At 44.8% G+C, this 25,121-nt stretch carries 22 protein-coding genes and 1 pseudogene; 19 read left to right on the forward strand and 4 right to left on the reverse strand.

What is annotated here, in order from left to right; all coding sequences use genetic code 11:
- Positions 1-11: 11 nt before the first annotated feature.
- The 6 genes and pseudogenes from APB76_RS23245 to APB76_RS04920 form a co-directional block, all read left to right on the forward strand.
- Positions 12-455: pseudogene (locus APB76_RS23245) on the forward strand (TniQ family protein); the annotation flags it as partial.
- A 156-nt stretch (positions 456-611) separates the two neighbouring features.
- Positions 612-1,514 (forward strand): TnsD family Tn7-like transposition protein, encoded by a 903-nt coding sequence (locus APB76_RS23250; RefSeq protein ID WP_237767880.1) that lies wholly within the window; start codon positions 612-614, stop codon positions 1,512-1,514.
- A 9-nt stretch (positions 1,515-1,523) separates the two neighbouring features.
- On the forward strand, positions 1,524-3,152 hold the full coding sequence (locus APB76_RS04905; RefSeq protein ID WP_042522403.1) for a Tn7-like element transposition protein TnsE: 1,629 nt from the start codon (positions 1,524-1,526) through the stop codon (positions 3,150-3,152).
- Positions 3,153-3,540: 388 nt separating this feature from the next.
- Complete coding sequence (locus APB76_RS04910) at positions 3,541-3,975, forward strand: MerR family transcriptional regulator (RefSeq protein ID WP_054963228.1); 435 nt, start codon at positions 3,541-3,543, stop codon at positions 3,973-3,975.
- Between the two features lies 1 nt (position 3,976).
- Entirely contained in the window at positions 3,977-6,697 is a 2,721-nt protein-coding gene (locus APB76_RS04915) for a heavy metal translocating P-type ATPase (protein ID WP_054963227.1), read from the forward strand.
- Between the two features lie 538 nt (positions 6,698-7,235).
- Positions 7,236-7,616 (forward strand): DUF3316 domain-containing protein, encoded by a 381-nt coding sequence (locus APB76_RS04920; protein ID WP_054963226.1) that lies wholly within the window; start codon positions 7,236-7,238, stop codon positions 7,614-7,616.
- A 507-nt stretch (positions 7,617-8,123) separates the two neighbouring features.
- On the opposite strand, the gene APB76_RS04925 is transcribed toward APB76_RS04920, so the two are convergent.
- Complete coding sequence (locus APB76_RS04925; RefSeq protein WP_054963225.1) at positions 8,124-8,537, reverse strand: MerR family transcriptional regulator; 414 nt, start codon at positions 8,535-8,537, stop codon at positions 8,124-8,126.
- A gap of 76 nt (positions 8,538-8,613) precedes the next feature.
- Here APB76_RS04925 and APB76_RS23480 point away from each other — a divergent pair, with 76 nt between their 5' ends.
- From APB76_RS23480 to APB76_RS04935, 3 genes are read left to right on the forward strand one after another with little or no spacing between them, the layout of a single operon-like run.
- A complete protein-coding gene (locus APB76_RS23480; RefSeq protein WP_074181691.1) occupies positions 8,614-8,850 on the forward strand; it encodes a GDCCVxC domain-containing (seleno)protein in 237 nt (78 codons plus the stop codon).
- A gap of 24 nt (positions 8,851-8,874) precedes the next feature.
- Positions 8,875-9,546 (forward strand): heavy-metal-associated domain-containing protein, encoded by a 672-nt coding sequence (locus APB76_RS23220; RefSeq protein ID WP_202816233.1) that lies wholly within the window; start codon positions 8,875-8,877, stop codon positions 9,544-9,546.
- Positions 9,527-10,108 carry a hypothetical protein gene (locus APB76_RS04935; protein ID WP_054963224.1) on the forward strand — a complete coding sequence of 194 codons (582 nt, stop codon included), beginning with the start codon at positions 9,527-9,529 and terminating at the stop codon, positions 10,106-10,108. Before APB76_RS23220 ends, APB76_RS04935 begins: the two co-directional genes overlap by 20 nt.
- Positions 10,109-10,426: 318 nt before the next feature.
- Here the strand turns inward: APB76_RS04935 and APB76_RS04940 are convergent, their stop codons facing one another.
- Genes APB76_RS04940 through APB76_RS04950 form a run of 3 tightly spaced genes read right to left on the reverse strand, consistent with a single transcriptional unit; the run spans position 10,427 to position 13,588 of the window.
- The gene (locus tag APB76_RS04940; RefSeq protein ID WP_054963223.1) at positions 10,427-10,915 is read right to left on the reverse strand and encodes a cupredoxin domain-containing protein; all 489 of its coding nucleotides are present in this window, start codon (positions 10,913-10,915) and stop codon (positions 10,427-10,429) included.
- Between the two features lie 40 nt (positions 10,916-10,955).
- On the reverse strand, positions 10,956-11,807 hold the full coding sequence (locus APB76_RS04945) for a copper resistance protein B (protein WP_237767878.1): 852 nt from the start codon (positions 11,805-11,807) through the stop codon (positions 10,956-10,958).
- Positions 11,804-13,588 carry a copper resistance system multicopper oxidase gene (locus tag APB76_RS04950; RefSeq protein ID WP_054963222.1) on the reverse strand — a complete coding sequence of 595 codons (1,785 nt, stop codon included), beginning with the start codon at positions 13,586-13,588 and terminating at the stop codon, positions 11,804-11,806. Before APB76_RS04950 ends, APB76_RS04945 begins: the two co-directional genes overlap by 4 nt.
- Before the next feature lie 1,018 nt (positions 13,589-14,606).
- On the opposite strand from APB76_RS04950, the gene APB76_RS04955 reads away from it, so the two are divergent.
- The 10 genes from APB76_RS04955 (at position 14,607) to APB76_RS05000 (ending at position 25,076) form a co-directional block, all read left to right on the forward strand.
- Entirely contained in the window at positions 14,607-14,894 is a 288-nt protein-coding gene (locus tag APB76_RS04955; RefSeq protein WP_054963221.1) for a hypothetical protein, read from the forward strand.
- Positions 14,895-14,913: 19 nt separating this feature from the next.
- On the forward strand, positions 14,914-15,156 hold the full coding sequence (locus APB76_RS04960; protein ID WP_054963220.1) for a hypothetical protein: 243 nt from the start codon (positions 14,914-14,916) through the stop codon (positions 15,154-15,156).
- Positions 15,157-15,439: 283 nt separating this feature from the next.
- A complete protein-coding gene (locus APB76_RS04965; protein WP_054963219.1) occupies positions 15,440-15,820 on the forward strand; it encodes a DUF3316 domain-containing protein in 381 nt (126 codons plus the stop codon).
- A 52-nt stretch (positions 15,821-15,872) separates the two neighbouring features.
- Positions 15,873-16,214 (forward strand): P-II family nitrogen regulator, encoded by a 342-nt coding sequence (locus APB76_RS04970; protein WP_054963218.1) that lies wholly within the window; start codon positions 15,873-15,875, stop codon positions 16,212-16,214.
- 30 nt (positions 16,215-16,244) lie between these two features.
- On the forward strand, positions 16,245-16,928 hold the full coding sequence (locus APB76_RS04975; RefSeq protein ID WP_054963217.1) for a heavy metal response regulator transcription factor: 684 nt from the start codon (positions 16,245-16,247) through the stop codon (positions 16,926-16,928).
- On the forward strand, positions 16,925-18,244 hold the full coding sequence (locus tag APB76_RS04980; RefSeq protein WP_054963216.1) for a heavy metal sensor histidine kinase: 1,320 nt from the start codon (positions 16,925-16,927) through the stop codon (positions 18,242-18,244). Before APB76_RS04975 ends, APB76_RS04980 begins: the two co-directional genes overlap by 4 nt.
- 77 nt (positions 18,245-18,321) lie before the next feature.
- Positions 18,322-18,744: a hypothetical protein gene (locus APB76_RS04985; RefSeq protein ID WP_054963215.1), complete on the forward strand. Its 423-nt coding sequence runs from the start codon at positions 18,322-18,324 to the stop codon at positions 18,742-18,744.
- A 98-nt stretch (positions 18,745-18,842) separates the two neighbouring features.
- Entirely contained in the window at positions 18,843-20,228 is a 1,386-nt protein-coding gene (locus APB76_RS04990) for a TolC family protein (protein ID WP_392392190.1), read from the forward strand.
- Between the two features lie 13 nt (positions 20,229-20,241).
- Positions 20,242-21,951, forward strand: a complete 1,710-nt coding sequence (locus APB76_RS04995; RefSeq protein WP_054963213.1) for an efflux RND transporter periplasmic adaptor subunit — start codon at positions 20,242-20,244, stop codon at positions 21,949-21,951.
- Complete coding sequence (locus APB76_RS05000; protein WP_054963212.1) at positions 21,951-25,076, forward strand: efflux RND transporter permease subunit; 3,126 nt, start codon at positions 21,951-21,953, stop codon at positions 25,074-25,076. The genes APB76_RS04995 and APB76_RS05000 overlap by 1 nt, the downstream gene beginning before the upstream one ends.
- Positions 25,077-25,121 lie beyond the last annotated feature (45 nt).

Here is a 25,121-nt window from a genome sequence, read left to right on the forward strand (position 1 = left end):
GCTGCTTCCCTGTGCCATACCCAGATGAATTAATCTATAGCTTGGTAGCTAGAGCTGGAATTCGCAGTGCGATAACAAGCTCTAAACAGCTACTAAGTGAAGTGTTTGGTGACAGAAAAGTGATTGCGACAATTGATCTGCCTAGTCATTTATCGTCGATATCAGAGCTGCTCATTAATACGGGACGATTTGACGTCCAACAGCTTATTTATGAACATACAATGTTCCCGATTTACGCTCCTTTTGTTGATGAAAGCATTAGGATTAGAGCGATGGAGCGAATGGAACGTTGCGCTAAGGGCTCTGTTCATCTAATGCTAGGATCCCCAGCTTCTATTGTAAAAACGTCGGATAACTTTTGTGTTTGCCCAGCTTGTGTCGCGGAACAAAAGCAAAAATATGGGGAAAGTTATTGGTCTAGATTGTGGTTTTTGCCATCTTTACCTTACTGCCCTAAGCATGGACTTCTAAGTCAATCGACAACCTCTTACCATGACAGTAGGCACACGTACCATGCATGTAGCCGAATACGATGTCAGCCCCTTTTATGTAACGACCATAATGTAACAGCGCAGCGGTTTGCTTACTTAGCTAGCAAAGCTAAAGAGGTCATGTGTTTACCAGCCCAAGACTCCCCGACTCAGCATCAATGGAGCCTTTTCTACAATCATCTAGCACACGACTTTGGGTGTGGAAAAGGTCCTAAACAGGTTGCTCACGATAAGATTGCAGACTTAGTTGTAAGCAAGATCGTTACCCCTGAGCTAACCATCAATTCTGATAGAGATACTAACTGGCTTCGCACGTTGTTTCGCCGTCATCGTAAAGCTTTTAGCTACCTACAGCACTTAATGGTTTGGTCTGCTTTTATTCCCGAAATGTCGGTTGGTGAAATCATCAAAGAAGTAAAATCAAAAGAGGGAGCGACGATATCCTTCTCGAAGGACAACGTTCATCTTGTGCCAAACTCTAATGAGAAAAAACGTAATCAGTGGCGTGACTTAATAGGGAAGACCCCGATTAAGAAAGCACGCAAACTTCGAGGTGGCGGTGCACTGTATGCTTGGCTTTACCGAAATGATAGAGATTGGCTATTAGCTTTCAATCGAGTCCATCAATCCCAATCTCATGTAAGGCAGAAAAAAGTAGATTGGAACGCAAGAGACCGCTCACTAACTAAGCAGCTTATTAGGATTGTCGAACGATTAGATACCGTTATTGATGGCCCTCGAAGAAGCAAAAATTTCTTACTTAAGCAGCTAGATGATTACGGCTCGGTGAGCAAAAAACTGAACTTATTACCCTTACTATCTCTTACTGTGAATCGGTATCAAGAAAGCGTCTTTGAGTTTCAAGCTCGTCGGCTAGTCATGGCAGTAATTGCAAAATCAAAAACAGGTTCAGGAATGAGTCGCTGGAAATTGATGCGTTCAGCAAGTCTCCCGAAAGAAAGAATACTGCCAATCGTTGACGATTTGCTCGACTGGGTAGTTATAGGATCAAACATCAAATAAGGAAATGATATGGGAGCTAGGTTTTACAAGTGTGACGATGATGTACGTATAGTCCATACAGGTAAAGTATTAGTACGAACAAGTGATTCGTCTTACCGGCCTTCAATTGAAGTTTGGTGCTATCCACCACAGCAGAAAAATAATTTTCATGCGACTGCATTTTCTAACGTTCCTGCTTTGTATCGAGGAAAAATAATTAATCAAAGAGGGTTATCAGAAAGTTACGCTAAACGAGGAAGTCACAAATTTAGAAGTAATGAGTTCCTTCGACACAGTAGTTTGAGTGAGTTCCCTGACTCAGAGTCAGCAGAGTCTTTGAGAAAGAAAGAGTCAGAGCAACATGCATTTATATTAGACCGAGGCGCTGCCCCTACACTGGTTATTCCTCAGCTTGAGCTGGCAAGGGTCCTATTTTATGCCAGCTCGTACTTATCGCGAGCGTCATTAATGTCTTCTCGTTTGCTTACAGACTTCAAGGTCGAAGTAAACACCAAGGAGGACTATGCCAATATCGAAGTGTTGCAAACATCAAACTTTCCTCCTTCGGCATTCAATGATTCAGCAACGAGAGCAATGTTGAGCTGGTTGCTTATTGATAGCAATGCAAAGCGTTCATTTGAGTCGATTTTTAGATATTTCAACGTCGAAAAGGAACGAGATGTGTCTGCGGGGTATAAGCGTTGGCTATTTCACTTTGATCCGCCACAAATGGCTGGATGGTCTTTCGAATACGAAGGCAGGCTTGATGCAAGTGGTCGCTATTTTCTGGTGGAAAAGATCACAGATATTGAAATTAATGCTCAAATGCCGTCTCGGGTCTACTTCCATAACCCGTCTTTTACGCATCCAGATGAAGGTCAAAAACCAACGTGTGGTGGTGAAGGCCCGGAACCGTATGAGCGCCCAGAAGATCATATTATCGATGATGATCGCGAGGCGTCCGATGCTAACCACGCCTTCTTGCTAGGTGAAAATACCTGCTCAGTAAGGTTTAAAAATAGTTTTTCAACGTCGAAAGCAACAACACCCAAAAGGAGTCATCGACCAGATAGAAGCAAAGATGCAGCTAAGAAAGCTGGTGATAAGGTCAGTACCAATGAGCCTGGCAGTAATGGTGAGATACCTTCGGCAGACATGGGTGGAGGTATGCAAGATGGTACTGATAGGTCTGAGGAGTATGCCTCTCGCTTTACGGCCTTTAACATGATGGTGCAAATGCTAGAGGAAAAATACGCCTGTACAATCATTGATTCTTATACTCACGAGCTGGATCAGGTTGGGCGTAGTAAATGTCACCTGATTGACTCTGGTGCCAAGAGAACGATTCGTTGCGTTGTCGTTGAACGGAACGGCCATATTAATTACTTGATTGAGATAGATGTAACAGGCCTGAATAAATGGATCTCAACCAAATGCGTGCGGCAGAACGATACTCGTAATTGGAAAGAACAGTTTTCTCGAATTAAAATAGGCGTGGTGACAAAGTCTCTTGGATGGCCAACACAAGAAATGGATGCCATGTTTGGCTTCAAAAAGCATATTGGTATATCTCACCCTAAGTCAGTAGAAGGGCACCCGACAGGTATTCCAATCGAATCAATCTTAGATTGGGCAGGGAGGGTTGCTGAGAAACTCTAGTGTTTTTAGCTATGTGGTTAAGCGATTCGTGGCACTACCTGAATCCGGAGAGCCTCCAGATCATTTAGAGTTAATGTTCATTACATTATTGCAATTAGATCCCAATTTATCCCTCACCAATAACATTCCTCTTGAATTTTTTCTCAATACGCTTGACCTATGTCTAACACATAGGTTTTAAGCTACAACTAATACACATTGGTAACGAATTGGAGATAGTTATGAGTTGTTGTAACAAAGCCCCAAACGGTGGGAGCAGTGACCCTAAGTTGTTACTTAAACTGTTTATTGGGTTGTTTGTGATTATATTTTTAGTCGCATTTATTTTTGGCTAGCAACATAAAACGAACAAAGTTTCATGTGCACTAAACCTTCAGAGGCATGGATTATGTTGACAACTGAAATTGCGAGAGCAGCAGGTGTGACTGCTGAAACAGTCAGGTTTTACACCAGAAAAGGTCTTCTTTATGCAGAGCGAGATCCTAACAATGGCTACAAGATATACCACCAAAGTGCGGTTAATCGCCTGAAGTTCATTTCTCATGCAAGAGCTATTGGTTTTAGTCTTAGTCAGATTCAAGAAATCATTGATTACTCTGAGCAAGGACTGACTCCTTGCCCTGCTGTAAGGCAAATGCTGACTGATAAAATTGTAGAAACCAAGCAAAAAATCGAAGAATACCAGCGCCATTTAGCCATGATGGAAGCGACTTACACAGAGTGGGATAAAAAACCGGATATGGATCCCAACGGCAACGCATTGTGTTGCCTAATCGAAGACTGGTCTGAGAAGCACCATCAAGTACTACCCGAGGAAAACTAACATGAACACAACACAGTATTCACTAGCACTTTCCGGCATTAATTGTGGCCGATGTGTCGCTAAAATTGTAGATGGGTTACGTGAACGAGACCCTGATGTATCTTTCACTATTAATGATACCAAACATAGAGCAGAGCTTATTACCACGTTAATGCCGGAAAGCGCGATAGAAGTCATTGCAAAGTTAGGATATGCAGCTTCAATACCTACGCAACAAGAGTATCGTACATCAGTATCTAATGTTACTTGCCAACACTGTGTGGGTAAAATCACTAAAGCAATAGTTGAACTGGATGCCTCCGCTCAGGTAGTTGTTGATTTAGACAAACAAACATTGGTGGTGAATGGCAGTTTGAACGGCGATGACATTGAAAGCGTATTAGCCGAACTGGGTTATAGCGGTAATACCGATGACACACAACCACAAACTACGGACGTCATTAAATCGAATAAAGTGAAAACAACACAGGCGGTGGATGTCAGTATTGAGCTGTCATTAATTGGTGTCACTTGCGCAAGTTGTGTTAATACGATTGAAGGTGCGCTTATATCGGTGTCAGGAGTCGACTCTGTTGACGTGAACTTTGCTAATCGCACGGCGACCGTGGTTTCAAGTCAGCCTGCCAGCGTACTTATTGAGGCGATACGAGGCGCAGGATATGACGCAGAAGAAATTGTCGATCAGGCGTTAGCAAGTGACCTCAAAGAAGAGCGTGAAGCTGAGGAGTATCGCTTTAAAGTAAAACAAAGCGTTATTGGTCTTGGTCTTGGCGTACCGTTGATGGTATACGGTCTGTTCGGCGGACCAATGAATGTCAATACGCAATCTGAGCAGTTACTATGGTTGGCCGTAGGCTTAGTGACATTTTTCATTTTAGTCCGTGCGGGTAAGCACTTTTTTACTGGAGCTTGGAAGGCCTTTCTGAACCGTAATGCGAACATGGATACGTTGATAGCGCTGGGAACGGGTACCGCCTGGCTCTATTCAATGGTGGTCGTTGTTGGGCCGCAGTGGCTACCGGAAAGTGCAAGGCATCTCTACTTTGAAGCTACAGCCATGATCATTGGCTTAATCAATTTAGGACAGGCGCTTGAGTTAAAGGCGCGAGGCAGAACTTCGCAGGCTATTAAGCGTTTACTTGACTTGAGAGTCAAAACTGCCATGGTGATTCGTGACGGCAAAGAGATGTCTTTACCGATTGAACAAGTTATCGCAGGCGACTTGATTCGCGTTAGAGCCGGTGAAAAGGTCCCAGTTGATGGTGTGATTACAGAGGGTGAAACAACGATTGATGAGTCTATGCTCACTGGAGAGCCTATTCCTGTGGTTAAACAAGTGGGCAGCTCAGTGTCTGCCGGGACAATTAATGACCACGGAAGTTTCGTTTTTGAGGCTCAGAAAGTGGGCAGTGATACTGTTCTTGCTCAGATCATCAGCATGGTGTCGAACGCGCAAAACTCAAAGCCACCAATCAGTCAGCTAGCCGATAAAGTGTCTTCAGTGTTTGTACCAACCGTGATGATTCTATCGATTCTTACAGCACTGGCTTGGTATAACTTTGGTCCTCAACCTTCCTTAGTTTATATGATTGTGGCAGCAACCTCGGTGTTGATCATCGCATGCCCATGTGCACTTGGTCTTGCAACGCCGATTTCTACTATGATCGGTGTCGGTAAGGCAGCCGAGTTTGGCGGGCTAATCCGAAATGGTGAAGCGCTGCAAAGAGCCAGTGAATTGGATGTCGTCGTATTGGATAAAACTGGCACGATTACTCAAGGTAAACCTGAAGTAACCAATTTTGTCTCGTTGTCAGAAGATTCAGAGCTGCTGCCTCTGGTCAATGCTTTGGAGAAGGGATCTAACCATCCACTAGCGAAAGCGTTAATCGCATTTACTCAAAGTGAGGTACATGATGAAGCGAGCCTACCAGAAGTGTCAGATTTTGAGTCATTAACTGGACTTGGTATTCAGGCTCAGTATGCGAGTCAACGCGTGTTGCTTGGCAATCGCAAGCTGATGAGCCAGTTTAACGTCAATGTTGAATCGGTAGCAGAGTATGCTTTTCAGTGGGAGCAAGAAGCCAACACAGTGGTGTATTTTGCGATAGGCGATCAAGTGCAAGCGCTGTTCGGTATCAGTGACCCGATTCGAGATGATGCTCGAAGTGCGATAAATCGTTTTCACCAGCAAGGCATCCATGTCGTGATGCTAACAGGGGATAATCACAATACAGCGAAAGCGGTGGCATCACTCGCGAATGTTGATGAATATCACGCGGAATTGATGCCTGAGGATAAGCTTCACTGGATTAAGCAGTTGCAAGCGAAAGGGCATGTTGTTGGCATGGTCGGTGATGGTATCAATGATGCGCCAGCACTTGCTCAATCAGACGTTGGCTTTGCTATTGGCAGTGGTACGGATGTCGCGATTGAAAGTGCCGATATTACCTTGATGCGCAGCTCACTCCACGGTATCTCAGATGTGATTGGGATCAGTACTGCCACAATGAAGAATATTAAGCAGAACTTGTGGGGGGCGTTTATCTATAACAGCTTAGGTATTCCCGTGGCTGCAGGGCTTCTGTTTCCGTTCACAGGGTGGCTATTAAGTCCGATCATCGCTGGGGCAGCGATGTCACTGTCCTCTGTTACCGTCGTAACCAATGCGAACCGATTGCGCTTATATACCCCACCTTCAGCCCCTACAACCAATGAGGAGTAATACCATGTTAGTTAATTTTTTAGGTCTTACAGCAACCGTGTTTATAGTCTGGTGGTTTTGGGGTAAGAAAAAAAACTAAGAAGATAAAAATGCCATAAATCCGCCCCTCCATTGCTGATCTAAGCGTTGCGATAAACTGAGGTTCAGTTAACTGAGTTGAATTTATTTGGAGAGCATGAGGGTGTTTATATAATGGGAAGGCCTTCCTATCCCCATTGGACAAAGAGCTACTTTACAACTGAAAAGTAGCCTTTGCTTTAGATTTAGCAAATAAAGGGCTCACTAGCTGCTGATTTTTGGAAAGGTAGAAAAGGCTATATAAGCAACCGTTACTAGTTTTGGTAATTCAGGTTCTACAGCTTATTGGTGTAACTTTCGACAGACGCCTCTACATTAGTTTAAGTTGAGTTTGTCTTACGTATTAATAAAGGAAACGTGGTCGGAGTTACAATTATGACTAAGATGTCATAAATGGATACCAATAGAGTCAGAACGAAGGTGCTAAATTGAATTCATCAACACCAAAAAGGAAAGACATATGAATACTCTTAACAAGCTTCTTCTGACTACCTCTATTTTGTTCACTAGTGCAGTGACTGTCGCTCAGCCTTTGTATTCGGGAGGTAACTACGTGAGTAGAGTTAATCATGCAACAGTATTGACACAAGCAACTAGCTCTAAGGAGCTCGCTTATAAATTAGGTGCGGAAAAGTTAGCAGAGTTAGAGGGCATGAACGGAAAAGAGCTCGAGTCAGAGTTTATGTTAGTTAGAAACTACGGTAGTAATAGAAACTCAACCCACCTTAAAGAACAGCGATATGTCACAGTCGAAGAAAGGCTAAATAGTCAAGGACAAATGGAGTATGTCGCTCAAGTCCATTTACAAGTACATTATCAAGAACGCGACAGTAATAATTAGATGCGATATTACACCTCTTGTAGTACATATTGCTACAAGAGGTCATACTCATTGAAAATTTTATCACCTATTTTGGCAGTATACTGTACTTGGAAATTGATTTTTTTTCAGGTGTATAATCATAGTGTCAATACTAATACAACTAATTGGCGTGGTTTTCGCTAGTTTGAATAGGCAAGATTATTAGCTATTCGAGATTGATTGGGTTCAGAGGCCACCTAATCGGAGTATAATTAGCTCAATGTATTGAATGTTTGGTGCATCTCGACTCGTATTGGGTTGTTTCAACAACGCATCACGGACCAGAGTCGCAGGCTCTAGTATATCCATAAACAAAGCGATAATTTGCCGCGAGATAATTCCTTTCACTTCATAATTGCGGCAATGGTTTTAACATCATGGCTATTACCGTTGTCGCGAGTCCTTTTGACTAGAACTCGAGCCTGCACATTGTGGCTGTGGAGCACCCTCGAAAACGACGAGTTACAGTAAAACCCTTCTCTCACGCTATTTCTCTACATAAAGCGCATCAATAATCGGACAGTCATCAATAGAATAACGATTTCCTTTGCATTGGCTAACCATCGTATTTAATGCCTTTTTAAGCCTTTGCAGATCGTCTATTTTCTGCTGGACAGCTCTGGCTTGTAACATTGCCATTGCTCTCACCTCGCCACAATAGTGGTCTGGCTCATCAATGAATTTCAGTAATTCTTTTATTTGCTCGATGCTGAATCCTAGCTCGCGGCTGCGGCGAATAAAATTGAGCCGCTTAACATGCGACAAGGCATATACGCGATGGCCGCCTTCAGTTCGTGGCGGATCAGGCATCAGCCCGGTTTTTTCGTAGTAATGTACAGTCTCCACCTTACATCCAGCACGTTCGGCGACCTGGCCGATTGAAAATTGGGGCGAATTCATTTCATTGTACCTTGAACCTGTAGTAACTATAGGTTTTATACTAACAGACATCTATCAACGAACCAGGCGATTATTGATGAAAGACCTTGTAGAGCAATCAGAACTGACCTGCCCAGATTGTGGATATCAGGAAATACTCACCATGCCTCTGGATGCGTGCCAGTGGTTTCACGAATGCTCAAATTGCCATGTTTTACTTAAACCGAAGTCTGGGGACTGTTGTGTTTTCTGTTCCTATGGCTCAGTGCCTTGTCCACCGATCCAACTTCAAGGCACATCCGAGTCTATGGGAGGGTGTTGCCGTGGAGAGTAACCTGCCAGATAAATCCTGGATACGATGGCTGACCCTGTTCGTAACCAGCAGCACTTTAATATGCTGTGCTTTACCGGTGCTGATGGTGTCTTTAGGGTTTGGTGCTGCGATGGCCAGCCTGAACTACAACGTTCCGGGGTTACTATTTCTTGCCGAACACAAGCTAGGGACTTTAAGTTTGTCGGCACTATTACTGTTGTTTCTGGCCTGGATGATTTGGCGACCGAATCAGAGGTGTCCTACCGATCCGACGTTGGCAGCACTCTGCCAGAAAACCAAACGTTGGAATCGGTGGATATTCTGGATCAGCGTCAGTATCTAGAGCATTGGATTTTTCTTCAGCTACTTACTACTGCCGATTCGGCAGGCTTTCTGGTAGGAGGGGGTAAAATGAAACGATGGTTGACACTTAGGTTATTGGCGATAGCGATGATGATGGTTCAGACTGCTTTTGCGAAGACGCTTGAGGTCGAGGTCCATGGCATGACATGCGCTTTTTGTGTCGATAGTCTGGAGCGTAAACTAACGGCTATGCCTTCGGTTTTCAAGGTTCAGGTCAGCTTGAAAGCCAACAAAGTTCGCCTTGAAACAGATGGCGATACACCGAACGTTGAAACCATTAAGCAAGCTATACTGGATGCGGGTTTTACGCCGGTCAAAGTCACGGTTATCAGTGATGAAGAAAACAAAGAATAACGTTCTTGCTGTCCTGGGTTTAAGCTGTCTGTTGAGCGCTGTTGCACCTGTCCATGGCATGGGGTTGCGATCATTAGTGGCGCTACCGGTTGAAAAAGATGGAGCAGTAGTCCGCTTTGTGTATGAACACAGTCAGGATGTTGATACCAATGTCTTATCAGCTAATGTCGCTTACGGTTTGAGTGCAAACCAAACCTTATTACTGGGATTACCCTATCGATTGTCACCTGGCGGTACAGATCAGCAAGGTGATTTATCGATCCTGTACCGGCATATCCTGTGGCAGCAAGACCGTCGGTCTGGTACCAGTCGGTTGGGGCTGCTTGGAGGTGCCATTATTCCGACTGAAAATGGTCGAAACGGAGCTTTCCAGGCCGGATTTGTGTTTACACACTTTCAGGCTCGCAATGCATTTGATGTTGACGCCGTGTACCAGGCGGGCATTGAAGATCGCCCCGCCAGTGGTCGTTATGATGTGTCTTGGCAATATCGATTGTCTCCAGCTAACCGGCCCGATTGGGGGATGCTACTGGATTACAGCGGGTTCATCAGCAGTGGGTGATTGAGGGCGGAATTGTACAGGATTTGAATGCCACAAAAGACAGGCATTATTTGCTAAGTGCCCGGTTCCATTTCTAACTCCGATTGCGTCCGCAAGCGCTACACTATATCATCCGGATGACGAATGCTGCAGGGCGAGTTTAGACAAATTCTGATGGGATGCCGTTACCTCTTGAGCACTGGAGTCGTTTTTATCGTTCCAGAAGGGCGCACCAAACCGTATCCTCAGCGGCATAAATCCGATGACTTGCTTTTGCACTGAAGTCTTCAGACTAGCGTCCCCCATACTAACAGGTCCTCCTAAAGGAAGGTCTATTAGCTATTGTGAAACCTGAACTTGCCCTTTCATGCCGGCTTCCATATGCCCTGGGATCAAGCAGGCAAAGTCCACAGTGCCGGCTTGATCAAAATGCCACACTAATCCCCCTTTCTGACCGGCCTTGAGGTTCAGCATATTGGCTTCGACGTGTTGCATGCCTGGCATGTCACGCATCATATCGGCATGCTCCTTCAACATGGCGAGGTTGCCCAACACCAGCTCGTGATTAAGCTTGCCAGCATTTTTTACAAAGAAGCGTACAGTTTCTCCGACCTTTACCTTAATGGTGGCAGGAGTGAAACGCATATCGTCGCCCATCTCCACCACAATGGTTCGGTTGACTTCGGCCGGCTGACCGGGCCGGCCCATTCCATGCGTGCTCTGTTGGATGGAAGCAGAGTTATTGCCTTCATGATGGCCATGTTCACCCGCGGCTAGTGCTAGGCCGGGCAATAATGACAGAATTAAAACCAGTAACGTAGTTTTCATGGTTAATACTCCTAATAAATAAAAATTAGTCTTTGTCGCTTTAAAACCAGAACCTGATCCCGGCTACCCAGCGATTTTCCTGAGTTGCCTCATGTTCTTCCCTGAGTTGATTCGCGCGTTCACCTAGGGAAGCCTGCCATTCCCAGCCTAAATAGGGAGCGAACTGCCGACTTATCTCATAGCGCAACCGGGCACCGGTCACCACATCCGAGAGCCCCCTGCCTTGACCTCGCTCAGCATCGTTACTGCCATAAGCAGTGAGTTCAATGGCCGGTTGCAAAACTAACCGTTGGGTAAATAAAATCTCGTATTCTGCCTCCAGCACTAATGCAGTCTGGCCATCGTAGCCTAGATAGGCAGTAGCGCCCAGCTCCAGCCAGTAGGGTGCAAGACCCGACACACCAGCGGCCAGCCAGCCTTGGCCTGGGCCATGACCCGCGTCATAACGTATTCCTAAGTCTCGGTTCCAGAACCCGGTCAAGGCATGACGCCACAGTAACTCGGTACTCGCTTCGGCCAGCCTTCCGTGTTCAATGTCGCCTTCCGCTCTCAACACTACGCGGGAGTAGTCACGGCCAGCCCAAGCGTTAACCTCGTAAGCCAGCACTTGGTCATCCCCGTTGTCCAGCCGCTCCAGCCGCTCCAGCCGGTCAGCCAGTACCCCGTAAAACAGATGCTCGTCGGCCAATTTCAGTTGGCGAGGACCTGGTAGAGCATAAGGGCCTTCGTCCAGACTGTAACCGCCGGAGTAAGCATGAGGATCACGGGCATCGACTGGCGGTTGTCCGCCTTGCATTTTCATCTCGCCGTGATCTACTTGGGCTAGAGCAGGAAAAGCGGTCAGCGCCAACACGCCCAATAAATGTTTCATCATCGCTCTCTGTTTACTCATGACACCACCACCATGCGGAACATGCCCGCGTCCATATGGAACATCAGATGACAATGCCAGGCCCAGCGACCTAGTGCATCGGCGGTGACCAGAAAGCTGATACGCTGGGCTGGCTGAACTGGTATGGTATGCCGACGGCACAAAAACTCGCCGCTAGGGCTTTCCAGCTCGCTCCACATACCGTGTAAGTGCATGGGGTGTGTCATCATGGTATCGTTGTGCAGGATGACGCGCACCCGCTCACCGTAGCTTAGATGAATGGGTGTGGATCCCCCAAACTCGACGCCATCGAACGACCAAGTGTAGCGTTCCATATTGCCTGTGAGATGCAATTCAATTTCCCGCTCGGGTGGGCGAGGATCCATGGGGCCACTAGGAGTGCGCAGATCTGCTAAGGTCAGTACTCGTCTGCCGTTATTGCGCAGGCCTACACCGGGGTCATCAAGGTTGGTTCGCGGCATTTCGACTCGCATATCGACGCTAGGGCCATATTCGGTGCGGGCGTGACGGACTTCCTTGCTAGCGGCTGCCAAACTACTAGTCATGGCAGCATGGTCCATGCTCGCCATATCATTCATGGCACTGTGATCCATACCATTCATGGCACTGTGATCCATACCATTCATAGCACCATGATCCATATTGCCCATCATGTCGGCCATGGTCAGGGCTTGAGGTTCATCCAGTGGCGGTACTATCGTGCTCAGCCCTTTGCGGGTAGCTAGGGTTCCCCGGGCATAACCAGTTCGGTCCATGGACTGGGCAAACAGAGTATAAGCCTCGGCGGTGGGCTCTACCAACACATCGTAGGTTTCTCCAGGTCCAAAACGGAATTCATCCACCATCACAGGCTTCACGTTAACACCGTCGGCCTGCACGACAGTCAGCTTCAGACCGGGAATACGCACATCGTAAAATGTATTGCCAGCACCGTTGATAAATCGCAGCCGTACCCGTTCCCCGGGCTTGAACAGCCCTGTCCAGTTGCCGGCGGGCGTGGTACCGTTCATTAGATAAGTCAGAGTTTCCGCGGACAGGTCAGCTAGATCGCTGGGGCTCATACGCATGTTGTTCCACATCTGTCGCTTTTCCAGCGATGCGCTGAGGCCGACACTGGCCATGTCTCGAAAGAAATCCACCACCGTTGGCTGGTTAAAGTTGTAGTAATCGCCCTGGTTTTTCAGTTTGCCGAACACCCGCATGGGGTTTTCGTCGGTCCAATCCGACAAAACCACCATATGTTCCCGATTGGCACTGATGGAATCAGCATCAGTTGGCTCCACAATCAAGCCACCATACATGCCGGTCAGTTCCTGCATGCCCGAGTGAGAGTGGTACCAGTAAGTTCCGCTCTGTTCCAGAGTGTAACGGTAGGTAAAGGTTTCGCCGGGCGGAATGCCAGCAAAGCTGATGCCAGGCACGCCGTCCATCTCAAAGGGAAGAATAATGCCGTGCCAGTGAATGGAGGTAGGCTCCTTCAGGCGGTTGGTGACGCGAATGGTGACGGTATCGCCCTCGCGCATGCGCAAGGTAGGCCCTGGAATGGAGCCGTTGATGGTGGTAGCCATGCGAGCTTTGCCAGTAAAATTGACTGGGGTTTCATCAATTACCAGATCGAACTCGGTACCGGACAGTTCGGGTACACTGCCGTTTAACGTAGTGGGGACGGGTGAGCGGGCTGAAGCCAGTATGGGAGAGACACCCAGAATTACACCACCCGCAGCCAGTCCTTGTACAAAGCGCCGCCGAGGCAGATTGAGCGGGTTTTGGGGCTGTTTCATAATTTTTCCTAGATTGTCTTTTGACATAGAGACAGCATAGATAGGCACACCTGATGCCTACATGACGTGAAGATGATAAAAATGTCATCTTCTAGCGAAATACCCTTGAACCCATTACAACGAGCTTGAGAACAGAACTTAATGTGCACCATCATCAAGGTAACCAACTTCACGTAACTAACTATGAAACAGCTGCTTAATGAGGATAAAGAAAGCACCTACAATTACCTGCAAAAGGGCCTACCCTTAATGTCTAGTGCCAAGCCTACAAGAGTAGTGCTGGCAGATGCCAGGACTTTGATTGACCGCGCGAGACAGTCTGAAAGACAGAGTACTGAGCCTGCTTAATCGGGCTAAGGTCCCCAAACAAAGAAACAATCATAACAATTTTCTATCTCATTGATTTTCAAAAAATAAAAACATCACAGTCATGCCTGTAAAATCGCTATACCATAAATTATTCTAACGCTTTCGATCACTTCAAAGCGTTTAATCTTGACTGATATCGGGAAACACTTTTGCTATTAAAGCTCATTGCAGGCACAAGATTAAACGAAAATGAAAAACTTAATCAGGAACGGTCAAGCTTTACCAAGTTGTTGCCAAATAGCAGTTGAAATCACTGGAGTAGATTAGCTCTTTACCGGCAGGTTGGTATTCTACTTTGAACACAAAACAAACAGTAACGAAATGTGCAGATTCATCTGTAATCAAAGTACACGTGTTATGTTTACTTGTTTCGTGGTTGGCAGATTTTCAAGCTATTTGTGGATATAAAAAAACACAACAGCTCCATTTATATTGTGAAGTATAGCCCCGTATGACGGTAGAGCTAAGCATTGCCGAAGCAGCAATATCCGCGTTCTTCTTTTACGGTGGAGTCCAACGCCAATCGCTTGGTAGTTTTAAAGGGCTAAGATGACAAAACTGTCATGAATCCCTCCCCACTCCTGATCTAAACGTTGCGATAAACTGAATCTCAGTTAAACGAGTTAAAGTTATTTTGGAGAGCAAGAGAATGAAAAGCAAAAAATCAGATTGTCACAAGAATGGTCATCATAAAGGTCATGGATGGATGATGGTTCTATGCGCGTTACTAATGGTGGGTATTCCATTATTTATTCTCTCTTCTAGCCAAGAGATGTTTAGTTGGGCATACCTTAGTAGTGCGATTGTTCCATTAATCATCTGTTTAGCGATGCATGGTTTAATGATGAAGATGATGATGCCGAGTGAAAAGAAAGGCTCCGAAGCCAACGAGCAATCGGTGGAAAAAATTGAAAACAATCAACAGTTCAAAGCATAAGTAAGGGTTAGGTGATTTTATGAAAAAGTTATATGTATCAGTGTTATTAAGTGGTCTAGTTGCGATGCCAGTGCTAGCAACAAGTTCCATCGATGATCAGCATCGAGACCACCATGCCGTTCAAAATGAGAAAGTACATGCTAATCGACCTCATACGGATCAAGTGAAGGATCACGAAGGAATGATGGAACACATGCAAATGATGCAAAGCATGAACATGGAAGACATGCCAGAAGAGTGCAAAAAAATGATGAGTAGCTGAACCAATGAAATATTCGTAATCAGAAAAAGAGATCCCCTTTACTTTTTCGAGTAAAAAAGAGCCGCCAGAGCTAACTGGGCGGCTCTTTATCGTTTAGAGCCACAGGATTCATCGCAATCACTGCAAGGCTATTTTTGGGGTTGCTTGATTTTATTGCGGTTAAAAGTTTATCGATTGTCTCCCTCCTAAATCTTAATATGACAAAAATGTCATGTTTGAGTGCCGAAAACGGTCACACTGGTTTAGATAAACTAAGAGCATCCAAACAGAGAAGGAAATAATAATGAATCTATTAGTCAAAACTCTATTAACTAGCTCTATTATACTTACTAGTGCCGCATCATTTGCACAACCATTGTATTCCGGTGGCAATTATGTAAGTCGAGTTGATCATAAAACTGTCTCTATTGATGCCGTGAGCTCTAAACAGCAAGCATACACGTTAGGGCTGGAAAAACTGTCAGAATTTGAGGATATGAGCGGGCGAGATTTAAGTACAGCTCTGGTCCCTGTAAGAACTTATGGTAGTGCTCGAAATTCTACTCACCTGAAAGATGGAGGGTATGTAACTGTTCAGGAAAGATTGAATAATCAAGGTCAGATAGAGTATGTAGCCAAAGTACATCTTAATGTTCATTATCAAGAACGAGATAGCAACAACTAATCTCAGCAGAGCTCCTAGAGCATCAATTTGTTCTAGGAGCTAAGGAGCAACTATGATTGATAAAATTTCGGTAATATTTCAGGAACAAAAGCTTGAGGATATTGAATCAGTTCTCGCAGAGGAAGGGGTGCGAAACTTCACGATTTATCAAGTACAAGGGCGTGGAAGTCATGCAAACCTAATTGATACCCATGCTTTAAATACACATTACCAACTAGATGTTTTCATTGGTCATAGCCATACTCAGAGTTTGGTTGGTGCATTACTAGATACTCTATGTGTGTCACAAGAAGGAAATGGTGTTACGTCTGTCATAGAAAACGTTTTGTTGTTTGATAATAATACGAAAAATCAAATTTCTAACCCATCATATAATCACAAGCTCGATGTATAACATCCAAGGAAATGAAGGCATTTTTCTTATATGAAATTACTCGTTGTAGAAGATGAAGAGAAAGCTGGAGCTTATCTTAAAAAGGGCCTAATTGAATCAGGCTACACTGTAGATCTATCTACCGATGGTGTTGATGCGTTGTACTTAGCGACCACTTATGAATATGATCTCATTGTTTTAGACATTATGCTACCAAAGTTGAATGGGTGGCAGTTATTGCAGACACTTCGCAGCAGTGAAATATCTACACCTGTCATTATTTTGTCAGCTAAAGATCAGGTTGAAGATCGAGTGAAAGGACTTGAACTTGGAGCGAATGACTACCTTGTTAAGCCTTTTGCCTTTGTCGAATTGCTTGCAAGAGTCAAAAATGCATTACGTCACCAAACTACCACGGTCAAAACTGAGTCTGTTCTAAGTATTGCTGATTTGAGCCTCGACTTACTTAAACGAAAGGCGACTCGAAACAATGACACGATCCCTCTGACGGCAAAAGAGTTTTCTTTGCTGGAATATTTATTTACGAAGAGGGGTCAAGTTGTCACTCGCACTCAGATAGCGTCCGCTGTTTGGGATATGAACTTTGATAGTGATACGAATGTCATTGATGCAGCAGTGAAAAGATTGAGGACGAAAATCGACAAGCCTTATCAGAACAAACTTATCCAGACCGTGCGAGGTATGGGGTACAAGCTTGATGACGCCGTAGAATGAAAAAATTACTAAATCAATCAATTGCACGCAAATTGGTGTTTATGTTTGTCACAGCCTCTTTTGTAGTTTTAGTCGTGTTTGCTTTAACGATCCAACACGCTATCAAGAACCATTTTAATGAGCAGGACTATAGGCACCTAGAAACAAAACTCCTTCCTTTAATAAGTACTGTTGAGCGAGATCTAGACTTGTTCCAGTCATGGGATATCTCAGCCTGGATATTAAACAATCAACAGGTGGTGCAAACGAACAATGAAGCTATTGACCTTCCATCTGAGCTGATAGGTAGCTCTTCATATGAATGGAGTGTAGGCAACAACCGTTTTCATGCTTTTAAGTTCGATTATCCTGAGGTAGAAAACGGTGCGATCGTGCTCGCAATGAATGTGACTCATCACAAGCTGTTTTTCGACAAGCTAAATACCATTCTATTTTGGACATTAGTTTTAACACTGAGTTTATCGGGTGCTTATGCATTAATCATTGTTAGAAATGGGTTACAGCCACTGAAACAATTAAAAGAGTATATCGAGCAAGTGAATACTAGCAACCTCAGCATTCGTATACCAAGTGACTCACTTCCAAAGGAGTTAAGCAACTTAATTATTTCTCAAAATGAAATGCTAGAGAGGTTGCAAGAAGGTTATCTCAGGTTGAGTGAGTTTTCATCAGATATTGCTCATGAGTTAAGAACACCGTTGAACAATATCTTGACCCAGACTCAAGTGGCACTTGGTATAGAGCGCTCCGTTGAAGAGTATCAAGACATTCTAGTATCAAACATCGAAGAGCTAGAGCGATTCAATAAGACCATTTCAGATACATTATACCTAGCTAAATCAGAGAATAGGCTTCTGCACAAGACCGATGCAGAGTTAGAGTTGAGAGAAGTAATCAACCCTTTGCTTGAATATTATGATGTGTTGGCAGAAGAAAAAAATGTTCGATTTACCCTAGATGGTTCCTCGACTCTGTTCGGTGACAAAGATATGCTTCAACGAGCATTTGGTAATGTGTTGTCTAATGCGTTGAGGCACTGCTTCCATAATACGGATATATCGGTAGTAATCTCCGAATCAGAAACGAGCAACAAGGTGATAATCAGCAATGTTGGTGAGCCTATACCTTTGAGCTCTTTGCCCTATATATTTGAACGGTTCTATCGTTCAGATAAGTCGCGTGCCCATAACGGAAGTGTTGGGGCTGGATTAGGACTTCCTATAGCTAAGGCTATCATGAAAGCACATCACGGAGATATCTTAGTAAATGCGAAGGATGAGCGAACTGAATTCGTCTTTATTTTCAATAATCTTTAACACCAATAAATTTGAAATATCACTATTGTTCATCAGTTTTTATAATGTATTATGAACGCGTAGTGAAAAGGTACGATATGACAGACTCTTTGAGACAAACAAGTATTTTGATTATCAGCATCTTAGCGATGTTGATGTCGAGCTACGTCTCGAGTATGCCAATGATGGATATGAGTGCAATATCGTCCTCTTCAATTCAAACCCAACGTTCTCACCATGACTCGATGGAAATGTCTGAGACTACAGCAAGCCATCATGCGATGATAGGCTGCCCACCGATGGATATAGAGATGACAAAGAGCGATAGTTCTACTCATTGCGATGGTTCATCTACCTCTGGTGGGGACTGCTGTAAAAGTGTGTGTACTAGCGTATTTTTTCCACTCTCATCTTCTCGATTAATCAGCATCTCTGAACCTGAACAGGCTCTGCGTCACCCAATCAAAATAGGCGTAACAGTAACTCGTATTCAGAGCTTACTGCGTCCACCCTCTGTTTAATTCAACTATCATAACTATTTAGCTCTCAATTCTATCTGCTGGAAGGCAGAAGTTGAGGTATGTCCATATCGTTTTATCGTGGATAAACAACAATGAGTATTGAATTAAACGGTTTCAGGGCATTTAACCCCCTGAGCCTTGGGTTTGCAATTGCACTTTATGCAATGCCTGCCCTGTCACATTCGGGGTCGAACGCGACTCCACAAACTATCTCAGCTTCGACGCAGCAGTTGAATGCACTAATTGAAGCGGCTTTAGCAAATGATACGAGTCGCTCTCAATATGCTGCGCAGTCACAGGCGATGCGTGAAACGGGCGTTGCAAGCTCGACTCTCATGGATCCAAAACTTAAGGTGGGCTTTGGCGGTTTACCTGTGGATTCATTTAAGTTTGACGAAGATCCCATGACGAACATTTCTGTTGGATTAATGCAACAGTTTGAACGGGGTGCAACGTTAGATCTTAACCAACGTAAAGCGAATCAACAGGCCGATGGTATGGCCTATCAGGTTCAAGTTCGTGAACGTGAAGTGGCGAATAGTATTACTCAACTATGGTTGGAGCTGGGCTACCTTCAATACGCAGAAACGTTGATTGAATCTAATCAACGTCTCATGGTAGAGATGGAGCAGTATATTCAAACCAATTACTCAATTGGTAAGAGTGAAGCGCAAGATCTGCTTAACACCCAACTTAAAGTCAACAAACTCGACGAAAAGCTGCAATCGAATCAACAAATGCAAAATCGAGCTGTAGCTCAGTTATCAGAATGGCTAGGCTCAGAGTGGTTAAATCACCGTTCCATTGATTCGAATCAGGCAGGCTATCAATTAGACTGGTCGCGTTTGAATACGCTTTTAGAGCAGCAAACCAGCAACACTCAGTACTACTCACTGCTTAACCAACATCCTATGGCGCAAATGGCTGACGCCAACATCTCTGCCAATCGCACCCAAGTGGAGGTTGCTGAACAATCTTATACACCACAATTTGGTGTCGAAGTGATGTATGCCTACCGTCAATCTGACAACATGAAAGGTGAGCCAGCTTCAGATTTGCTGAGTGCCTATCTTACTATGGATATCCCTTTGTTCACTGATAACCGCCAAGATAAAAATGTAGCGGCCGCTCAATACCAAGTGGGCGCAGCGCAGTATCAAAAAGATACGCTGCTCGCTCAAATGAACGCCCAAGTAAACGCATTAATGACGGACAGAATGAATCTCATTGAACGCATTCAGCGCTACCAAGAGCGCTTATTACCTCAGTCCAAAGCCCGCATTGAAGCGGTTGAGCGCGGTTATCAGAACAATACTGCTCAGTTTGGTGATGTCATCACTGCATCAACCGATGAATTGGCTCTTCAAATGGAGCTTGCTCGCCTAATCACCGATATGAACCAGGTCAATAGCAAGTTATCCATGTTACTTGGTGGTTTCGAATATCAAGTTTCTGCGCCAAACACTCAGTACAAAGAACAATAATAAAGGAATCAAGATGAGTACATTTAAAGTTGCAAGCCTAGCGCTACTGGTTGGTGGTGCATTGGGGTTCGGAGCGAATATTTACCTTTCAGGCATGAACCATAACATGGTTGGAATGATAGCTTCTGAGTCTAAATCAAGTGATGAACCTCTGTACTGGGTCGCACCGATGGACCCAAACTATCAGCGAGATAAGCCAGGAAAGTCCCCTATGGGGATGGATCTTATTCCTGTCTATGCTGATGATCTCAATGGTAGTAACGACAAGCCAGGAACAGTGAAAATTGATCCTGCTGTTGAAAATAACCTTGGCGTTAAAACAGATACTGTGCAGCAAGAAGTGCTTGCACCACGCATCGAAACTGTCGGCTATGTCGCCTTTGATGAGAGTCAACTTTGGCAGACCAATGTTCGAGTATCGGGTTGGGTTGAAAAGCTTTATATCAATGCTGTTGGTGAAAAAGTGAAACAAGGTGACACGCTGTTCACTCTGTATTCCCCAGAGCTTGTAAAAGCACAAGAAGAACTGATCAGTGCCTATAAGAGCCAGCGTAAAGGAATGATACAAGGTGCTACCGATCGTTTGATCACTTTGGGGGTTGACCGCAATCAAATTAAATCTATCGCCCGTCGAGGTAAAGCGTCACAAACCATTGAAATTAAAGCGCCGGCAGACGGCGTTATTGCAAGCCTCAATATTCGTGAAGGTGGCTACCTTTCTCCAGCTCAAGCGGTGATCAGCGCAGGTCCTTTGAATCAAGTATGGGTAGATGCAGAAGTCTTTGAGCGTCAATCTCATTGGATTAGACAAGGCAGTCAAGCATCCATGACGTTGGATGCCTTACCAGGTGGAGAATGGAATGGTGAAGTGGATTATGTCTATCCTATTCTTGACCCTAGTACGCGTACATTGCGTGTCCGCCTTCGATTCGATAATCCACAAGGTGAACTTAAGCCGAATATGTTCGCTAACGTCGCACTGAAACCGGTATCAAGTGATGAAGTGTTAACCATTCCACGCTCCTCAGTCATCCGTTCTGGCGGTATGACTCGCGTGGTTCTGGCTGAGGGAGAAGGAAAATATCGCTCTGCCAGAATTGAAGTTGGTCGTGAAGCCGCTGACAAGATTGAGGTCATAAAGGGATTGCAACGAGGAGATCGTGTTGTTACATCAGCGCACTTCATGTTGGACTCTGAGTCAAGTCAGTCTGCCGACCTATCAAGAATCAATGGCATCGAACCGACTGCCGAAACGGCTTGGGCAACAGGTGAAATTACTGATGCAATGCTTGGGCATAGGATGCTAACGATTAATCATAAGCCTGTTCCAGAGTGGGATTGGCCAGGAATGACCATGAACTTTATGGTGTCAGAGCAGGTTGAAATGGGACCACTTTCAAAAGGGAAAATGATCGACTTTGAAATGAAAAAATCTGAATCAGGTCAATATGAAATCGTTGATTACAAAGTAAGTGAGCTGAGCATAAATACAGAAGTATGGATAGACGGTGATGTCTCTATGTTAATGGCGGACTTTGGTATGGTGACACTAAATCATGCCCCAGTTGCTGATTGGTCATGGGACGCAGGTGAGCTCAACTTTTCAGTCGGTGGTGATATTGAACTCTCAAGTTTTCAGGAGGGTGACAAAGTTCGGTTTCTAGTGGAGAAACAAGGCTCTGATTATCTTCTCAAAGAGTTAGTTAAAAGAGAGGATAAGTAATGATAGGTGCAATCATCCGATGGTCTATCAATAATCGCTTTTTGGTATTGGTAGCGACTTTTGCTTTAGTCTTTGGCGGATTATATAGCGTAAAGAATACTCCAGTTGACGCTCTTCCTGATCTATCTGATGTACAAGTGATCATAAAAACAAGTTACCCAGGTCAGGCACCACAAGTGGTGGAAGACCAAGTCACTTATCCGCTGACAACGGCTATGCTTGCGGTTCCTGGCGCTGAAACTGTTCGTGGATATTCGTTCTTTGGTGATTCCTATGTGTATATCATCTTCAATGACAACACAGACATGTATTGGGCTCGTTCGCGAGTGCTCGAATATTTAAGTCAGGTTGCGCCAAACCTTCCCCCAAGCGCTAAGCCAACACTAGGGCCAGATGCGACAGGTGTGGGTTGGATTTATAATTATGTATTGCAAGATAAAACTGGAAAGCATGACCTTGCAGAGCTGCGTAGCTTACAAGATTGGTTCTTGAAATATGAGCTGCAAACCGTTGATGGGGTGTCTGAGGTTGCAACTGTTGGCGGTATGGTTAAACAGTACCAAGTACAAATTGATCCAGCTAAATTACGCGCATATGACCTTACCTTACAACAAGTCAATATGGCTATTCAAAATGGTAACCAAGAAAGTGGCGCGTCTGTAGTAGAAGTTGCAGAAGCTGAGCACATGGTTCGAACCACTGGTTACTTGTCTAGTATCGATGACATTAAAGCGCTTCCTCTCAAGGTAAGTAAAAAGGGATCTCCACTATTGTTAGGCGACGTTGCTGATATTGACCTCGGACCACAGATGAGACGAGGAATCTCTGAACTAAATGGAGAGGGCGAAGCCGTAGGTGGCGTAATTGTCATGCGTTTTGGAGAAAACGCGAGCGAAGTGATCAGTAATGTAAAGGATAAGCTAAACGAGCTTCAGCGTAGCTTGCCTGATGGTGTTGAGATAGTGGCTACTTACGATCGTTCTACGTTAATCAATGCAGCAGTTGAGAACCTTTGGAAAAAGCTTGCAGAAGAGTTCATTGTTGTCGCTATTGTATGTGCGTTGTTCCTATTCCACATTCGCTCATCATTGGTCATCGCGCTAAGTTTGCCTGTCGGTATTTTAGGGGCCTTTATTGTCATGCATTGGCAAGGTATCAACGCCAATATCATGTCGTTAGGAGGGATTGCAATCGCGATAGGCGCAATGGTAGACGGTGCTATCGTTATGATAGAAAACGTACATAAGCACATTGAACGAACCCCATTGACTGACAAAAACCGATGGCAAGTGATTGGTGATGCGGCGCAAGAGGTTGGTGCACCGCTGTTCTTTTCGCTACTGATCATCACGCTAAGTTTTGTTCCTGTATTCGCATTGGAAGGCCAAGAAGGCAAGATGTTCTCGCCACTCGCCTTTACTAAAACTTATGCAATGGCGGCGGCAGCAGGCCTTGCTATTACCTTAGTGCCGGTACTCATGGGATATCTTATTCGCGGTAAAATATTACCAGAGAACAAGAACCCTATTAATAAAGGTCTAATTGCCCTTTATAAGCCCTTACTGAATATTAGTCTGAAGTACCCGAAAAGCATGATTGTATTGGCTATTGCTCTTATGGGGTCTGCTTATTACCCAACAACGAAGCTAGGTAGTGAGTTCATTCCTCCTCTTGATGAGGGTGACTTGATGTATATGCCAACTACCTATCCTGGTATTTCTATTGGTAAAGCGCGAGAGTTGCTTCAGCAGACAAACAAATTAATTAAGACGGTACCTGAAGTACAGACAACATGGGGTAAAGTCGGTCGTGCTGACACAGCGACCGACCCTGCTCCCTTAACTATGATTGAAACCGTTATTCAGCTTAAACCGCGTGATCAGTGGCGTGAGGGCGTGACAACTGAGTCGCTACGAAAAGAGTTTGATGACTTGATTCAATTTCCTGGTTTAACTAACGCATGGGTGATGCCTATAAAAACACGCATCGACATGTTGGCAACGGGCATCAAAACACCAATTGGAATCAAGATCGCAGGGAGTGATTTAGCCGAAATTGAGAAGATAGGTGCTCAACTAGAACCTATTCTTAACAATATTACCGGCACTGCTTCTGTATACGCAGAGCGTGTTGCCGGTGGTCGCTATGTCACTATTGATATCAATCGAACAGCGGCAGCTCGATACGGTCTTAATATTAAAGAGGTACAACAGGTAGTTTCTACCGCTGTCGGTGGTATGAATGTTGGAGAAACCATTGAGGGTCTTGAACGTTACCCAATTAATGTCCGTTATCCACAAGATTACCGTGATTCAGTCGTTAAGCTAAAGCAACTGCCATTGGTTACCCCTAGTGGCGCTAGAATTGCCTTAGCTGATGTGGCTGATGTTCGCTATGAAGATGGGCCACCGATGATTAAAACAGAGAATGCTCGTCCAAATGGTTGGGTGTTTGTAGATATCGATGGTCGAGACTTAGGCTCTTACGTTGAGGAAGCAAAACAGGCGGTTGCAGAGCAACTTGATATGCCAGCTGGTTATTCAATTGCATGGTCAGGTCAATACGAATACATGGAGCGTGCGAAAGAGCGTCTGGGTGTTGTTGTGCCGATCACGATTGCCATCATCATGTTACTGCTTTACTTCAGCTTCCGACGCGTAGGTGAGGTGATGATTATCATGCTGACTCTGCCTTTAGCTATGGTGGGTGGCTTGTGGCTCATGCATTACCTCGGCTACAACTTCTCAATCGCGGTAGGCGTTGGTTTTATCGCGCTAGCAGGGGTTGCTGTTGAAATTGGGGTCATTATGTTGGTATACCTCAACCAAGCTTGGCACTACACCAAATTGGATGCCAAAGAGCAGAGCAAATCACTGAATGAAGAGGATTTGAGTAAATCGATTCAAGAAGGTGCTGGCTTGCGCGTTCGCCCGGTAATGATGACGGTACTTACTGTTATTATCGGTTTGATCCCAATCATGTACGGTGAGGGGACTGGCTCTGAGGTAATGCAGCGTATCGCTGCTCCAATGATTGGTGGCATGGCATCGGCTCTGCTACTCACACTTCTTGTTCTTCCTGCGATTTTCAAGCTTTGGAAAACACGCGAACTAAAACACGACTAAACACACATTCGGGCTAAGAACGAACTTGGCCCGTAAACTTTTGAA

The organism is Vibrio bivalvicida (assembly GCF_001399455.2).
Lineage (GTDB): Bacteria > Pseudomonadota > Gammaproteobacteria > Enterobacterales > Vibrionaceae > Vibrio > Vibrio bivalvicida.

Excerpts from the sequence above, each read along its gene's own strand:
- APB76_RS23250 (WP_237767880.1), top strand. The coding sequence starts at position 612 with ATGTGTTTACCAGCCCAAGACTCCCCGACTCAGCATCAATGGAGCCTT.
- APB76_RS04905 (WP_042522403.1), top strand. The coding sequence starts at position 1,524 with ATGGGAGCTAGGTTTTACAAGTGTGACGATGATGTACGTATAGTCCAT.
- APB76_RS04910 (WP_054963228.1), top strand. The coding sequence starts at position 3,541 with ATGTTGACAACTGAAATTGCGAGAGCAGCAGGTGTGACTGCTGAAACA.
- APB76_RS04915 (WP_054963227.1), top strand. The coding sequence starts at position 3,977 with ATGAACACAACACAGTATTCACTAGCACTTTCCGGCATTAATTGTGGC.
- APB76_RS04920 (WP_054963226.1), top strand. The coding sequence starts at position 7,236 with ATGAATACTCTTAACAAGCTTCTTCTGACTACCTCTATTTTGTTCACT.
- APB76_RS04925 (WP_054963225.1), bottom strand. The coding sequence starts at position 8,537 with ATGAATTCGCCCCAATTTTCAATCGGCCAGGTCGCCGAACGTGCTGGA.
- APB76_RS23480 (WP_074181691.1), top strand. The coding sequence starts at position 8,614 with ATGAAAGACCTTGTAGAGCAATCAGAACTGACCTGCCCAGATTGTGGA.
- APB76_RS23220 (WP_202816233.1), top strand. The coding sequence starts at position 8,875 with ATGGCTGACCCTGTTCGTAACCAGCAGCACTTTAATATGCTGTGCTTT.
- APB76_RS04935 (WP_054963224.1), top strand. The coding sequence starts at position 9,527 with ATGAAGAAAACAAAGAATAACGTTCTTGCTGTCCTGGGTTTAAGCTGT.
- APB76_RS04940 (WP_054963223.1), bottom strand. The coding sequence starts at position 10,915 with ATGAAAACTACGTTACTGGTTTTAATTCTGTCATTATTGCCCGGCCTA.
- APB76_RS04945 (WP_237767878.1), bottom strand. The coding sequence starts at position 11,807 with ATGAGTAAACAGAGAGCGATGATGAAACATTTATTGGGCGTGTTGGCG.
- APB76_RS04950 (WP_054963222.1), bottom strand. The coding sequence starts at position 13,588 with ATGAAACAGCCCCAAAACCCGCTCAATCTGCCTCGGCGGCGCTTTGTA.
- APB76_RS04955 (WP_054963221.1), top strand. The coding sequence starts at position 14,607 with ATGAAAAGCAAAAAATCAGATTGTCACAAGAATGGTCATCATAAAGGT.
- APB76_RS04960 (WP_054963220.1), top strand. The coding sequence starts at position 14,914 with ATGAAAAAGTTATATGTATCAGTGTTATTAAGTGGTCTAGTTGCGATG.
- APB76_RS04965 (WP_054963219.1), top strand. The coding sequence starts at position 15,440 with ATGAATCTATTAGTCAAAACTCTATTAACTAGCTCTATTATACTTACT.
- APB76_RS04970 (WP_054963218.1), top strand. The coding sequence starts at position 15,873 with ATGATTGATAAAATTTCGGTAATATTTCAGGAACAAAAGCTTGAGGAT.
- APB76_RS04975 (WP_054963217.1), top strand. The coding sequence starts at position 16,245 with ATGAAATTACTCGTTGTAGAAGATGAAGAGAAAGCTGGAGCTTATCTT.
- APB76_RS04980 (WP_054963216.1), top strand. The coding sequence starts at position 16,925 with ATGAAAAAATTACTAAATCAATCAATTGCACGCAAATTGGTGTTTATG.
- APB76_RS04985 (WP_054963215.1), top strand. The coding sequence starts at position 18,322 with ATGACAGACTCTTTGAGACAAACAAGTATTTTGATTATCAGCATCTTA.
- APB76_RS04995 (WP_054963213.1), top strand. The coding sequence starts at position 20,242 with ATGAGTACATTTAAAGTTGCAAGCCTAGCGCTACTGGTTGGTGGTGCA.
- APB76_RS05000 (WP_054963212.1), top strand. The coding sequence starts at position 21,951 with ATGATAGGTGCAATCATCCGATGGTCTATCAATAATCGCTTTTTGGTA.